General features: G+C 73.5%; 13 protein-coding genes. 9 read left to right on the top strand and 4 right to left on the bottom strand.

The annotated features are described in order from the left end of the window. The first annotated feature begins 1 nt into the window (after nucleotide 1). From QQG74_RS14655 to QQG74_RS14695, 9 genes are all read left to right on the top strand, one after another. A complete protein-coding gene (locus QQG74_RS14655; RefSeq protein ID WP_341720838.1) occupies nucleotides 2–601 on the top strand; it encodes an NAD(P)H-binding protein in 600 nt (199 codons plus the stop codon). Continuing rightward, nucleotides 508–1,068: a hypothetical protein gene (locus QQG74_RS14660; protein WP_341720839.1), complete on the top strand. Its 561-nt coding sequence runs from the start codon at nucleotides 508–510 to the stop codon at nucleotides 1,066–1,068. The genes QQG74_RS14655 and QQG74_RS14660 overlap by 94 nt, the downstream gene beginning before the upstream one ends. Beyond that, the gene (locus QQG74_RS14665; protein WP_341720840.1) at nucleotides 1,065–2,222 is read left to right on the top strand and encodes a Gfo/Idh/MocA family oxidoreductase; all 1,158 of its coding nucleotides are present in this window, start codon (nucleotides 1,065–1,067) and stop codon (nucleotides 2,220–2,222) included. The genes QQG74_RS14660 and QQG74_RS14665 overlap by 4 nt, the downstream gene beginning before the upstream one ends. Beyond that, entirely contained in the window at nucleotides 2,219–2,977 is a 759-nt protein-coding gene (locus tag QQG74_RS14670) for an alpha/beta fold hydrolase (RefSeq protein ID WP_341720841.1), read from the top strand. The genes QQG74_RS14665 and QQG74_RS14670 overlap by 4 nt, the downstream gene beginning before the upstream one ends. A 9-nt stretch (nucleotides 2,978–2,986) precedes the next feature. Next, nucleotides 2,987–4,000 carry a methyltransferase gene (locus QQG74_RS14675; RefSeq protein WP_341720842.1) on the top strand — a complete coding sequence of 338 codons (1,014 nt, stop codon included), beginning with the start codon at nucleotides 2,987–2,989 and terminating at the stop codon, nucleotides 3,998–4,000. Further along, nucleotides 3,997–5,067: a class I SAM-dependent methyltransferase gene (locus QQG74_RS14680; protein WP_341720843.1), complete on the top strand. Its 1,071-nt coding sequence runs from the start codon at nucleotides 3,997–3,999 to the stop codon at nucleotides 5,065–5,067. Before QQG74_RS14675 ends, QQG74_RS14680 begins: the two co-directional genes overlap by 4 nt. A gap of 53 nt (nucleotides 5,068–5,120) precedes the next feature. Continuing rightward, on the top strand, nucleotides 5,121–6,068 hold the full coding sequence (locus QQG74_RS14685) for an aldo/keto reductase family protein (protein ID WP_341720844.1): 948 nt from the start codon (nucleotides 5,121–5,123) through the stop codon (nucleotides 6,066–6,068). A 22-nt stretch (nucleotides 6,069–6,090) separates the two neighbouring features. Next, nucleotides 6,091–7,467: an NtaA/DmoA family FMN-dependent monooxygenase gene (locus QQG74_RS14690; RefSeq protein WP_341720845.1), complete on the top strand. Its 1,377-nt coding sequence runs from the start codon at nucleotides 6,091–6,093 to the stop codon at nucleotides 7,465–7,467. Between the two features lie 62 nt (nucleotides 7,468–7,529). Then, nucleotides 7,530–7,964 carry a VOC family protein gene (locus tag QQG74_RS14695; protein ID WP_341720846.1) on the top strand — a complete coding sequence of 145 codons (435 nt, stop codon included), beginning with the start codon at nucleotides 7,530–7,532 and terminating at the stop codon, nucleotides 7,962–7,964. A 112-nt stretch (nucleotides 7,965–8,076) separates the two neighbouring features. Here QQG74_RS14695 and QQG74_RS14700 read toward each other — a convergent pair whose 3' ends face one another. The 4 genes from QQG74_RS14700 to QQG74_RS14715 all read right to left on the bottom strand — a co-directional run bounded on the left by QQG74_RS14700 (nucleotide 8,077) and on the right by QQG74_RS14715 (nucleotide 13,113). Then, nucleotides 8,077–8,364 carry an acyl carrier protein gene (locus QQG74_RS14700; RefSeq protein ID WP_341720847.1) on the bottom strand — a complete coding sequence of 96 codons (288 nt, stop codon included), beginning with the start codon at nucleotides 8,362–8,364 and terminating at the stop codon, nucleotides 8,077–8,079. Beyond that, on the bottom strand, nucleotides 8,364–10,100 hold the full coding sequence (locus QQG74_RS14705; RefSeq protein ID WP_341720848.1) for an AMP-binding protein: 1,737 nt from the start codon (nucleotides 10,098–10,100) through the stop codon (nucleotides 8,364–8,366). Before QQG74_RS14705 ends, QQG74_RS14700 begins: the two co-directional genes overlap by 1 nt. Beyond that, nucleotides 10,100–11,800 (bottom strand): carbamoyltransferase C-terminal domain-containing protein, encoded by a 1,701-nt coding sequence (locus tag QQG74_RS14710; RefSeq protein WP_341720849.1) that lies wholly within the window; start codon nucleotides 11,798–11,800, stop codon nucleotides 10,100–10,102. The genes QQG74_RS14705 and QQG74_RS14710 overlap by 1 nt, the downstream gene beginning before the upstream one ends. A 113-nt stretch (nucleotides 11,801–11,913) precedes the next feature. After that, nucleotides 11,914–13,113 carry a cytochrome P450 gene (locus QQG74_RS14715; protein ID WP_341720850.1) on the bottom strand — a complete coding sequence of 400 codons (1,200 nt, stop codon included), beginning with the start codon at nucleotides 13,111–13,113 and terminating at the stop codon, nucleotides 11,914–11,916. Nucleotides 13,114–13,130 lie beyond the last annotated feature (17 nt).

Genomic DNA, 13,130 nt, shown 5'->3' on the forward strand with positions numbered 1-13,130 from the left:
CGTGCTCGGCGCCGGTGGCGCGGTCGGCCGGGTGGTCACCGCGCGGCTCGCCACGGCCGGGCATCCGGTACGGGCCGGTGCCCGCAAACCCGCCGAGCTGCCACCGGCACCGCCGGGCGGGTCGCCGGTCGACCGGGTGCCGGTCGACATCGACGATCCGGCGACCCTGCACCGGTTCTGCGACGGCTGTGCGGTGGTGGTGAACTGCGCCGGCCCGGCGGTGCGGATCGGGGCCCGGGTGGCGGCTGCCGCGACCGCGACCGGCGCGGACTACGTCGACGCGGCCGGCGATGCCGCGCTTGCGGAGGCGGTCGGTGAGGTCTGCGGCGACCGGCGCGCGGTGCTCTCGGCCGGGCTCAGCCCGGGCCTGTCCGAGCTGCTGCCCCGGTATCTCGCCGGCTGCCTGCCGGCGCCGCCGCACCGGCTGACCGGCTGGCACGCCAGCCGGGACCGGTTCGCCCCGCCGCCGCGGTCGACTATCTCGCCGCGACCGCCGGGGACTTCGGCGTGGCCGGTGGCGCGTGGCGCGACGGCGCGGTGGTCGCCGCCGAGGCCGCTCCGGTCACCACCGCCCGGGTCCCGTTCGTCCCCGATCCGGTGACCCTCTTCGCGTACCTGCCGGCGGCGGCGCTGCGGATCGCCCGCGACCTGGAGCTGACGGCGCTGGACTGGTTCAACGGCTTCGCCGGGGAGCACGTGGTGCGGGCGCTGACGGCCGGCGGCGACCCCGACGGCGCGGTGGACCGGCTGCGCCGGGCCGCCGAGCTGGACCTGTTCGGCGGCGAGGCGTACCAGATCCTGGTGCTGCGGGCCGAGGACCGCACCGGCCGCGTACGGGGCCTGGTCACCCACGGCCGGGACGCGTCCCGGATCACCGGCGAGGTCGCCGCGTACGCGGCCGAGGTGGTGCTGCGCGGGCAGGTCCCGGCCGGCGTGCACCACGCCGGCTTCGTGCTCGACCCGGCCAGCACCGTCGACGCGCTGCTCGCGGCCGGCGCGCTGGTCTCGGCCGTGCCGATCGACGGCGACCCGTGCGCCGACGACGCCACCGAGGACGGTGCACTGTGACCACTGGCGAGACACCCGACCGGCCGCCGCTGCGGGTGGTGGTGTGCGGGTCGAAATTCGGGCAGGTCTACCTGGAGGCGTTCGCCCGGGGCCGCTCCGACCTCGTCCTGGCCGGCGTGCTCGGCCGGGGCAGCGCACGCACCCGGGCCTGCGCCGACCGGTACGGCGTACCGGTCTTCACCGACGTGGACCAGGTGCCGGCGGACGTGGACGCGGCGTGTGTGGTCATCCGGGGCGGGCTGCTCGGTGGCCCCGGCGTGCAGTTGGCCCAGCGGCTGATGGCCCGGGGCATCCACGTGCTCCAGGAGCATCCGCTGCACCACGACGAGTTGGCCGCCTGCCTGCGCCAGGCGCGCCGGGCCGGGGTGGTGTACCGGCTCAACCCCTTCTACACGCACACCGAGCCGGTGCGCCGGTTCCTCGCCGCCGCCCGGGAACTGCTGCGCCACCAGAGCGCCCAGTACGTGGACGCGGCCTGCGGTTTCCAGGTCGCGTACGCGCTGCTGGACATCATCGGCAGCGCGCTCGGTCGGGTCAGCCCGTGGGCGTTCGCGGCGGCGCCGCCGGTGCCGGAGCCGATCCGGGCGCTCGCCACCGCGACCGCGCCATTTCGGACGCTTGACGGTGTCATCGGCGGGACACCGGTCACCATCCGGGTGCAGAACCAGATGGACCCGGCCGACCCGGACAACTACGCCCACCTGCTGCACCGGGTCACCCTCGGCACCGAGGGCGGCAACCTCACCCTGGTCGGTACGCACGGCCCGGTGATCTGGTCGCCACGGCCCGACTTCCCGCACGACGTACGCTCCGAGCAGGCCGCGCCGCATTTCGCCGGCCCGGCGACCGCGCGGACCCACCTGGACCTGCCCAGCGCCGGGGTGATCGGCCCGGCCGGCACGCCCAGCTACCACCAGATCTTCCGGCAGACCTGGCCGGACGGGGTCGGGTACGCGCTGGCCGACCTGCGCTCGGCGATCGACGCGGGGGAGAACCCGCTGACCCGGGGCCAGTACCACCTGACCCTCTGCCAGCTGTGGCAGGACATCACCGCCCGGCTCGGGCCGCCGGAGCTGGTACGCGCCACCTCGTCGCAGCCGCTCGGGCCGGACGCGGTGGCGGCGCTGGCCCGGGCGGCGGAGGCGGTGCGATGAGCGCGAGCAGATGGCTGATGCGGTTCGTGCCGCGCCCGGACGCCCGGCTGCGCCTGGTCTGCCTGGCCCACGCGGGCGGCAACGCGGTGTTCTACCGGCCGTGGGCGCACGCGCTGGCACCCGCGGTGGACGTGGTGGCGGTGCAGCTGCCCGGCCGGCTGGACCGCGTCGCCGAGCGCCCCGAGACCGACCTGCTGACCGCCGTCGACGCGATCGGTGCCGCGATCCGGGCCGACGGCGGCGGACCGGTCGCCCTGTTCGGACACAGCATGGGCGCCCTGCTGGCCTACGAGCTGGCCCGTCGGCTGCCGGCCGGCGGGAACCCGGTGCACCACCTGATGGTCTCCGGTCACGGCGATCCGCGCCGGGCGGCGCGGCAGCGGTTGCACCAGGCGCCTGCGGCGCAGCTCTGGCAGCACGTGATCTCCCTCAACGGCACCGACCCGGCGGTGGTGGCGCATCCGCATCTTCGGGATCTGGTGCTGCCCATCCTGCGCGCCGATTACCAGCTGGTGGAGGAGTACGCCTGGTATCCCGCGCCGGTCCTGTCCTGCCCGGTCACCGCGTTCACCGGCACGGAGGATCCGGAGGTGACACCGGCGGAGATGGCGCAGTGGGCCGAGGAGACCAGCGGCCCGTTCCACCTGCACCGGTTTCCCGGCGACCATTTCTACCTCGTGCCGCAGCGGGCGGCGGTGCTTGCCGCCGTCACCGCCGCGATCGACGCCGGCACCCGGTCGGCCGGGATCGGCTAGGGAGGCGACGTGGCCCAGGACCAGCCGGCGATGGTGGACCTGCTGCTGCGGGTGCAGGAGTTGGCCGACTACATCGTGCCGTTCGCGATTCGGGCGGTCTGCGAGCTGCGGGTGGCCGACCTGCTGGTGGCCGGGCCGAGACCGGTCGACGAACTCGCCGCCGAGACCGGGGCGCACGCGCCGACGTTGGCCCGGGTGCTGCGGACACTGGCCAGCAAGGAGATCTTCGCCGAGCCGCGACCGAGGGTGTTCGCCCTGACCCCGGCGGCGGAGCTGTTCCGGGGCGACCATCCGCTGTCGCTGCGCGACGCGTACCCGCTGATGGCGGTGAACTTCGAGGCGTGGGCGCACTTCGAGCACACGGTCCGCACCGGCGAGCCGGCCTTCCCGCACGTGCACGGGGTCGGATACTACGAGCACCTGGCCGCCCACCCGCACGACAGCGTCCGGTTCGACCGCATCCAGCGGGCCGGTAACCGGCTGGAGCTGCGGGCGATGCTGCCCGCCTACCCGTGGCGGGAGCTGGCGAGCGTGGTCGACGTCGGCGGCAGCGACGGGGCGTTCCTGGCCGGGTTGCTGCGTCGACACCGGCGGATGACCGGCACGCTTGTGGAGCTGCCGCACGTGGCGCGCCAGGCACCCGAGGTCTTCGCTGCGGCCGGGGTGGCCGACCGGGCCACGGTGCTGGCCGCCGATTTCTTCGCCGACCTGCCGGCCGGGCAGGACGGCTACGTGCTCAAGCGCGTCGTCTACGACTGGCCGGACGCGGACGCCGCCCGGTTGCTGGCCACGGTACGGGCCGCGATGCGGCCGGACAGCCGGGCGCTGCTGCTCGAACCGGTCGTCGCCGACCGGGCCGACCTGCGGATCAGCAAGACCTACGACCTGTTGAGCCTGGCCATGCTCGGTGGTCGGGCGCGCACCGTCGACGAGCTGACCGAGCTCTGCGCCGGTGTGGGGCTGCGCGTCGTGCGCACCGTCGACACCACCATGTTCCCGATCATCGAGGCGGTCCCGTCGTGACGAACACCCCGCCGCCCGGTGCGGCCTTCGCGGTCCGGCTCTGGCTGGCCTGCCTGGCGACCCAGGAACTGCTCACCATGTATCTGGGCGTCCGGCTCGGGCTCTACGCCGAGCTGGCCGAACGCGGCCCGGCCACGGTCGACGAACTGGCCGCCCGCACCGGCTACGCCCACCGCTACCTGCGGGAGTGGCTGGAACAGCAGGCGGTCGCCGGGATTCTCGGCTGCGACGACGGCCCCGACCGGCGGTACTCCCTCGGCCCGGGCCAGCGGGAGGTGCTTATCGAGTCCGACTCGCCACTGTCGCTGGCGGCGATGGCGATCCTGCCGGTCGGCGGGGTGGCCGGGGCGTTGCCGGAGCTGCTGAAGGCGTTCCGCACCGGTGACGGGGTGCCGGACGCCGCCTTCGGCGAGGACTGGCGTACCGGCCACTCCGGGGCGAACCGGGCGCTGTTCCGGCACTCCCTCGTCGGCTGGATCGCCCGGCATCTGCCCGAGCTGCACGACCGGTTGCGCCGGGCCCCGTCCCGGGTGGCCGACCTGGGCTGCGGCGCGGGCTGGGCGGCGATCGCCCTGGCTACCGCCTATCCGCTCGCCCGGGTTCAGGGGTTCGACGTGGACGAGCCGACGCTCGCGGACGCGGCCGAGCACGCGGCCCGGGCCGGCCTGGCCGACCGGGTCACCTTCGAGGCCCGCGACTGTGCCACGCCGCCGGAGACCGGCGACTTCGATCTCGTCTGCGTCTTCGACGCCCTGCACGAACTCGCCGAGCCGGTGGCGGTGCTGGCCAGCGCCGCCGCAATGCGCGCCCCCGGCGGTCAGGTGCTGGTGATGGACGCCAAGGTCGCCGACGAGTTCACCGCCCCCGCCGACGAGGTCGAGCGGTTCCAGTACGCCACAAGCGTGCTGCACTGCCTGCCCGCCTGCCTGAGTGGACCCCGGTCGGCCGGGACCGGCACGGTGATGCGCGCGGACACCGTGCGCGCGTACGCCGCGCAGGCGGGTTTCCACCAGGTGCGGACGCTCGACGTCCCGGACCGCTTCCACCGCTTATACCTGCTTACCTGATCCGCCGCGGGCGATGCCGGCCAGGATCAGGGTTGGGCGACAGGGGAGGACCGATGCAGTACCGCCGGTTGGGCGACAGTGACCTGGTGGTGTCCGAGATCGCGCTGGGTTCCTGGCTGACCTACGGCGACAAGGTGACCGACGAGCACGCCGTCGACTGCGTGCACGCGGCGCTGGACGCCGGGATCACCCTCTTCGACACCGCGAACGTCTACGGCCGGGGCGCTGCCGAGGAACTCCTCGCCCGGGCCTTCACCGGCATCGAGCGAGATCGGTACGTGCTGGCCACGAAGGTCTACATGCCGATGGGGCGTGGCGAACTCGGGCTCTCCGCCGCGCAGGTACGCAAGCAGTGCGACGCCTCGTTGCGCCGGCTCGGCACCGACTACATCGACATCTACCAGTGTCACCGGTTCGACTCGACGACTCCGCTGGCCGAGACGATGGGGGCGCTCACCGAGCTGGTCGAGGCCGGCAAGGTGCGGGTGACCGGGTTCAGCGAGTGGACGCCGGAGAACATCGAGGCCGCGTTGGCGGTGCCGGACGTGACGCCGTTCCGGTCGAGCCAGCCGCAGTACTCGATGCTGTGGCGTCGACCGGAGACGGCGGTGTTTCCGCTCTGCGCGGCGCACGGCATCGGGCAGATCGTCTACTCGCCGCTGGCCCAGGGCGCGCTGAGCGGAAAGTACCGGGCCGGCGAACCGCCACCGGCGACCAGCCGCGCCGCGGGTCGGGGCACCGCGTCGGCCATGCGCGCGTTCAGCGCGGAGCCGGTCCGGGCCGCCGTGGACCGGCTGCGGCCGCTGGCCGGTGCGGCCGGTCTGTCCATGCCGCAGCTGGCGCTGGCCTGGGTGCTGCGCCGCAGCGAGGTCGCAGCCGCGATCGTCGGGGCGACGCGGCCGGAGCAGATCTGGCAGAACGTCACGGCCAGCGGCGTCACGCTCGCCCCGGACCTCATCGCCGAGATCGACGCCGTACTCGCGTCGGCGGTCGTCGGATGAGCACAGTGGAGGAGATCGGTTCATGTACCTCAACGTGCTGAGTCAGTGCACGCCGGTGCCGCTCTTCGACGGCATGTGGCGGGATCCGGGTGACCGCAGCGCCACCGGCTACCGGTCGCTCGACTACTGGACCTGGTTGGCCGGCCGGCTGGAGGCGGCGTGTGTGGACGCGCTCTTTCTCGCCGACATCCACGGCGTCTTCGACGTCTACCGCAACTCGTGGCGGCCGGCCGTGCGGCACGGTGTCCAGGTGCCGGTGGTCGACCCGATGCTTGTCGTCGCGGCACTTGCCGCGACGACCCGCCGGCTGGGCCTCGCGGTCACCTACTCCACCTCGTACCACGCGCCCTACCAGTGCGCCCGGCTCTTCTCCTCGCTCGACCACCTGACCGAGGGGCGGATCGGCTGGAACATCGTCATCTCCGACACTCGGCTCGGGGTACGCGCCGGCCTGTGCGAGTACCTGCCGCACGACGACCGGTACGCCCGCGCGGACGAGTACGTCGAGCTGGTCCGGCGGATGTGGGAGGAGAGCTGGTCCGACGGGGCGGTGGTGCGCGACGCCGAGCGGGACGTCTTCACCGACGACGCTCTGGTCCGGGCGGTCCGCCACCAGGGCAGCTACTTCCACATGGACACCCCGCACTCGTGTGAGCCCTCGCCGCAGCGTACGCCGGTGCTCTACCAGGCCGGGGCCTCCGCTCGGGGGATGGCCTTCGCGGCCCGCCACGCGGAGGTGGTCTTCGTGACCCTGGCCGGGCCGAAGACCGGTGCCGAGCAGGTGGAACGGCTGCGCGGCCTGGCGGTCGCGGCCGGTCGGGAGCCCGACGACCTGCGGATCCTGCACGGTACCCCGTTCATCGTGGCGGAGTCGGCCGCGGCGGCCCGGGTCAAGGCGGACGCCTACCAGGAGCTGACCAGCACCGAGGGCCAGTTGGCGAAGTGGTGCCAGTGGTCCCGGGTGGACCTGGACAGCTACCCGCAGGACGCGGACGCCTTCGAGGTGATCGGCGCGGACGGCGGTTCGATCACGGCCTTCCTCAGCCAACTCGACGGGGAGCGCAGCTGGACCGTGGCGGACGTCCGGCGGCTGGTGGCGACGCCGAAACGGCCGCACCGGTACGACCGGCACATGCTCTTCGGTACGCCGGCCCAGATCGCCGACCGGATGGAGGAGTGGATCGAGCGGACCGGGATCGACGGGTTCAACCTCTTCCCGTGCCCGCCCACCGGCGGCATCGACGACCTGTGTGACCTGCTGATTCCGGAGTTGGCCGACCGTGGCCTGGTGCGGCGGGCGTACGACCCGGCCGAGCGGACGCTGCGGGAACGGTACTTCGGGGCCGGCCGGGCACGGCTGCGGTTCGACCCGGCCGCGACGGCGCTGCGCCCGGCGTAACCAGTAATCGACAACTATCATTCGGGTTGGATCGGGACCCACGACACGAGAGGGTGACTGGCATGCCGGAGCAGACGAGAGCGTCCCGCCAGGGCGTCGTACCGATGATCAACTATGCGGACGGCCCGGCGGCGATGGACTGGCTCGCGGAGGCCTTCGGCTTCGTGGAGCAGGCCCGCTGGGTCGACGATGGCATGCTCAGCCACGGCGAGATGATCGCCGGCGACGGTGTGATCATGATGGCCACCGGGACCCGCGACTACGAGGGTCCCCGTGCGCACCGGGAACACTGCGCCGCCGCTGCCGCGTGGTCGAAGGTGCCGTACACCATCGACGGCGTGCTGGTCTACGTCCCGGACGTCGACGGGCACTGCGCCCGGGCCCGGGAGAAGGGCGCGGTGATCCTCTCCGAGCCGGGCGACAGCCCCTGGGGTCGCCAGTACCGCGCCGAGGACGTCGAGGGCCACCGCTGGATGTTCCTGGAGCGCCCCAGCTAGCCCACCTACCCTCGTTGACCATGAGGTTGACGGCAATGATCGATCTTCAAACTGCCGCTAACCTCATGATCAACGGGAGAGGTTTTGGGGGGTGGGGTGGGTGGGGTGGGGGTTAGTCGCGGGTGCGGAGTTCGGTGATTACGTGGTTGGTGATGTCGTCGAGGGTGGTGATGGCGCGTGCCCGCTGCTCGTCCAGCGGGTCGAGGTCGTACTGGTCCTCCAGGGTGAAGGCCAGTTCCATGAGCGCGAGCGAGTGATATCCGAGGCTCTCCACGAGCGTCGCGTCGCCGGGGGCGTCCTCGTCCGGCTCGGGCGCGAGCTCCATGACGATCGCGCGGACCGCCGCGCGGATCTGGTCCTCGGTCTGGCCGTCGAGCAGCGTGTCGGATGCTTCGCTCATCAAGTTGTCTCCCTGCCTAGCCGGTTGGTGATCAGGAGGTCCCACAGTTCTCGCCGCCGGGGCTTTCCGCTGCTGGTCCGGGCGATCGTGCGTGGCCGGGCGCTGATCACCGTCGACCGCGCCCCGTCGGCCAGCCGGCGCAACTCCCGCTGGGCCACCTCGACCCAGGCCCGTTCCGGCTGCTCCAGCACCACGACCGCGCTCGGTACGCCGTCCCGGGCACCGAGCAGGGCGGCCAACCGGTGCCGGGGCACGCCACCGGCGACCAGGGCCGCCTCGACGTCCTCGGCGAAGACCGTCCGGCCGCGTACCTTCAGGCTGTCGCCGAGCCGGCCCAACACGTAGAGCTGGCCCTGGTGCAGGAAGCCGGCATCGGCGGTGTGCAGCCGCCCGGCCTGGAATCGGGTGCCGCCGGTGGTGCCGGCATCGGCGGACAGCTCACCGGCAGCGGTCAGGTAGCCGGCGGCGAGACCGGGGCTCTGCACCACGATCTCGCCGACCTGGCCCACGGGCACCGGGCGGCCCTCGGCGTCGACGATGGTGACCGTCACCGCGTCGAGCGGGCCGCCGCAGCCGACCACGGGGAGCCCGTCGGCGTCGTCGGTCAGGCGGACCGCCCGACCCGGTGCGACGGAGGCGGCGTCGACCCGTACCGAGGACCAGGTGGCGGTCACCCGCGCGCCGGTGACCGCCAGGGTCGCCTCCGCCAGGCCGTACGCCGGCAGCAGCGCCCGGGGGTCGAAGCCGCACCGGCGCAGTCGCCCGGCGAAGGCGGTCAGCAGCTCCGCGTCGACGCGTTCGGCCCCGACGATCAGCGAACGCCAGCCGGTCAGGTCGAGGGCGGCCAACTGCTCGTCGCCGACCCGCCGCAGCAGGTGCGCCAGGCCGAACGCCGGCATCGCGGTGTGCGCGGCGCCGTCGCCGCTGAACAGGGCGAGGTAGCGCAACGGCCGGTGCACGAACTCGCCAGGCGTCATCAGGGTCAGGTCGCTGCCGTCCACGATCGGGGTGAGCAGGCAGCCGATCAGACCCATGTCGTGGTGCACGGGCAGCCAGGACGCGGTCGCCGTGGCACCGGACATGCCGAGCCAGGACCGGATGGCGGCGATGTTCGCGGCGAGCGCGTCGAGCGGGATCCGGACCGCCTTGCGGGTGCCGCCCGAACCGGAGGTGGTCTGCACGAGCCCGCCACCGGCGGCCGGCGGCCGGTCCCAGACCGTGGCGTGCCCGACCAGCTCCGCACTGTCGCGGCACACCGGCCGGGTACGGGCCACACCGGCCGAACCGGCGGCCACCCCGGCGCAGCCAGCAGAGGCGGGCGCGGCCTGGCCGGCGGCGACCGGATCGCCGACGGCAAGCGCGGCGGCGACCACCGTGCGGTGGGCGGGGTCGGGCACGACGACGGTGGGCGCGATGCTGTCCACTGTGGCGCACAGCCGGTCGGCGTAGCCGTCCGTGCCGGCCAGCCGCTGCGGCGGTGCCAGCGGTGCCGGGTAGGCGCCCAGGAGCAGCGCGCCGAAGAGTACGCCGACGAAATCGGGGCCACCGGCACTGACCATGGCCACGGTGTCGCCGGGGCGGACGCCGACCTCGTGCAGCGCGGCGGCGGCCCGGCGGCTGGATTCGGCCAGCTCCGGATAGCCGAGATGCCGCCAGGTGCCGTCGGGAGCCGAGAATCGGATGCCACGACCGGCGGAAGGTTCGTCCAGCCAGCGCAGCACGCCGGTGCCGGCCATCAACCCTCCGCCGGCTCGGGCAGCTCGCTCGGTGCGCGGGCCACCACCCGGTCGGCGAGGATGAGCAGGTCGATGTCCTTGGCCCGGAGGAAGGTGTCGACCGCCTCGGCGGCGGTGTTGACGATCGGCTCCCCGGCCAGGTTGAGCGAGGTGTTCACCACGGCGGGCACCCCGGTGCGCTGGCGGAAGCGGTCGATCATCGACCAGTAACCCGGATTGGTGGCCCGGTCGACGTCCTGCGGACGGGCGGAGCCGTCGACGTGCGTGACGGCCGGGATCACCTGCCGCATCGCCGGCCGGACCGCACCGGCGGCCAGCATGAAGCTGGCCGGGCTGCCGGTCGGCGTGGCGATCAGTTCGCCGATGTGCTCGTGCAGCACGCTCGGGGCGACCGGACGCCACATCTCGCGGCCCTTGATCACGTTGAGCCGCTCCAGGGTCCGGCGGTCGCGTGGATCGGCGACCAGGCTGCGTGCGCCGAGCGCCCGCTGCCCGATCTCGCCGTTGCCCCGGGCCCAGGCGATCACCCGGCCGTCGGCGACGGCGTCCCCGGCGAGCGCGGCCAGCCGCGCCTCGTCCAGCGCGAGGCTGACCAGACCGGCCTCGGTCACGGCGGCCCCGGCCTGCGCGGCGGAGATGCCCAGTGACCAGTACGCGTGGTCGATCGGCTCGGGGGTGAAGACCCCGGCGTCGCGTGCCTCCACGATCGCCGCGCCAAGCGAGACGCCCACGTCGGTGGGGACCGGCGGCACGTAGATCCGGTCGTAGAGACCGCTGCGCAGCAATCGGCCGACCATCGAGCAGTTCATGCCGACGCCACCGGCGAGCACCAGTGCCGAGGCGCCGGTGCGTTCCCGGGCGTAGGTGGCCAGGCCGAGGACGGCATCCTCCAGCGCGGACTGGACCGAGGCGGCGAAGTCGGCGTACGCGATGGCGTCCTCACCGGCCCGGGAGGCGTACGGGTAGTGGCAGCCGAAGGCGCGCCGGACCGCCTGGTCGTACGCGGCCGGGAAGCCCATCCGGGGAATGCCGGAGGAGCTGCCGGCCTCGGGTGGGGCGTCGGGAAGCAGCAGTTCGTAGCCGTCGGGCCGGCCGTGCAGCGGGATCTCGCCGCCGGCCCGGCCGTAGGCGGCCAGTCCCATCAGCTTGCCCGCGCCCCATTCGCCCAGACCGGCCCATTTGGACGCGGCGGCGTAGAAGAAGCCGAGCGACTGGCTGATCGGCCATTCGCGCAGGATCTCGATGCGCCCGTCGCGGCCGTGCGCAATCGTGGAGCACTGCGACTCGCCGGCTCCGTCGATGACGATGATGGCGGCGTCCGACTCGCCGCTGGGGTAGTAGGCACTGGCGGCGTGGGCCAGGTGGTGCGGCACCCAGGTCAGCGGCGGCAGGGTGAGATCGTCGTCGTGCGGGAAGAGCGTCTTGCGTAGCGCCTCCGGGGTGAGCCGGCGGCTGCGGCCGAGCGGGGTACGCCGCAGGTCCCAGCCGACCGCGACGGCCTCCAGCGACGCCGCCGTGATCCCCTCGGCGGCGAGCAGCTCGCGGATGGCGTCGGTCGGTGGCTGCCCGAGGGCGTGCTTGCGCCGGGAGACCTTCTCCTGCTCGACGAGGCGGACGAGCCGCCCGTCGCGGAGCAGTGCCGCCGAGGCGTCATGCAGGTTGATGTTCAGGCCAAGGGTGTAACGCCCGTCCGTACGCACCGTCAACGCACCCCTCGAACGGCTATTGATCGAATTTTGTCGCTACCGATGCTCAGTACGATATCGACAGCGATCAGATTTTTGAAGGCCGGAACGGCGGCCCCGGTCCGGTTTTACGCGGGCACGCAGGTGACCGGCACGGTCCGGAAGGCGCGGAAGTTGAACTGGGCGGCCCGTTGCGCCGGTGCCCGTGGCTCCAGGGCCGCGCACCGCCGGGACAGCGCATCGAACACGGCGACCGCCTGCGCCCGGGCCAGCGGTGCCCCGAAGCAGTAGAAGCCGCCGCCGCCGAAGCTCACGTGCGGGTTCGGGGTGCGTCCGATGTCGATCCGGTCCGGCTCGGCGAACCGCTGCGGATCGCGGTTGGCGCTGCCGAGCATGAGCACCAGGATCCGGCCGGCGCGGATGCTCCGGTCGCCGATCGTCACCGGATGGTCCGCGACCCGGGTGGTCACCTGGATCGGCGCGTCGAACCGCAGGAACTCCTCGACCGCGGGCGTGGCCAGCGCCGGTGCCGCCCGCAGTCGGGCGAACTCGTCCGGCCGCTCGGCCAGCGCGGAGATGCCGGTGGCGATCAGGTTGGCGGTGGTGTCGCTGCCCGCGTACAGCAGGGTCAGCACCTGGTCGATCGCCTGGTTGCGGATCTCCTCCGTGGTGGCCAGGGCGGCGAGCCGGGTGAGCAGGTCGTCGGCGGGGCGCCGAGCGCGCTCGGCGAGCAGGCTCGCGACGTGCTCCCGCAGCCAGCTCAACGCGGCGTCGGCCGGGGCATGGTCGGCGCGGCCGAGCATCACCGCGTCGCCGAAGACCGACAGCACCGAGACCCGCTCGCGGACCGCCGCCCGGTCCGCGGCCGGTACCCCGACCAGCGCGCAGAGCACGGCGTGCGCCAGCGGCTGGGCGAGGTCGGCGACGGCCTCCCCGCCGCCGTCCAGCAACGGTTCGAGCAACTCGTCGATCAGTCGGTCGACGGTCGGGGCGAGCCCGGCCACGGTGCTGCGGCTGACCGCCTGGGTCAGGGCGCGGCGCAACTCGGCGCTGCCCCGGGCGATGTCCATCCGGGCGAAGAAGGCGCTCGCCGTGCCGCCGCGCGCGGCCAGCCGGTAGTAATCCTCGGAGATCGCGTACTTGCGGAGTCGGGAGTCGCGCAGCAACGCGCTGACGTCCGCGTACCGGGTCACCCCGTACTGCTGGGCGCCGAAGCGGCAGACCGGCCCGATCGCGCGCAGCCGCGCGTAGCTCGGGTAGGGGTCGCGGATCACCTCCGGATCGGTGCCGTCGAAGCGGGGCGGTAGCGGCGTGAGCGGCGTCGCCATAGAGCGACTATGATCGG

It is taken from the genome of Micromonospora sp. FIMYZ51 (assembly GCF_038246755.1).
Lineage (GTDB): Bacteria > Actinomycetota > Actinomycetes > Mycobacteriales > Micromonosporaceae > Micromonospora.

What these genes read in the sequence shown, in the direction of transcription:
- QQG74_RS14670 (WP_341720841.1), top strand. Translation starts at nt 2,219, where the DNA reads ATGAGCGCGAGCAGATGGCTGATGCGGTTCGTGCCGCGCCCGGACGCC.
- QQG74_RS14685 (WP_341720844.1), top strand. Translation starts at nt 5,121, where the DNA reads ATGCAGTACCGCCGGTTGGGCGACAGTGACCTGGTGGTGTCCGAGATC.
- QQG74_RS14690 (WP_341720845.1), top strand. Translation starts at nt 6,091, where the DNA reads ATGTACCTCAACGTGCTGAGTCAGTGCACGCCGGTGCCGCTCTTCGAC.
- QQG74_RS14695 (WP_341720846.1), top strand. Translation starts at nt 7,530, where the DNA reads ATGCCGGAGCAGACGAGAGCGTCCCGCCAGGGCGTCGTACCGATGATC.
- QQG74_RS14700 (WP_341720847.1), bottom strand. Translation starts at nt 8,364, where the DNA reads ATGAGCGAAGCATCCGACACGCTGCTCGACGGCCAGACCGAGGACCAG.
- QQG74_RS14705 (WP_341720848.1), bottom strand. Translation starts at nt 10,100, where the DNA reads ATGGCCGGCACCGGCGTGCTGCGCTGGCTGGACGAACCTTCCGCCGGT.
- QQG74_RS14715 (WP_341720850.1), bottom strand. Translation starts at nt 13,113, where the DNA reads ATGGCGACGCCGCTCACGCCGCTACCGCCCCGCTTCGACGGCACCGAT.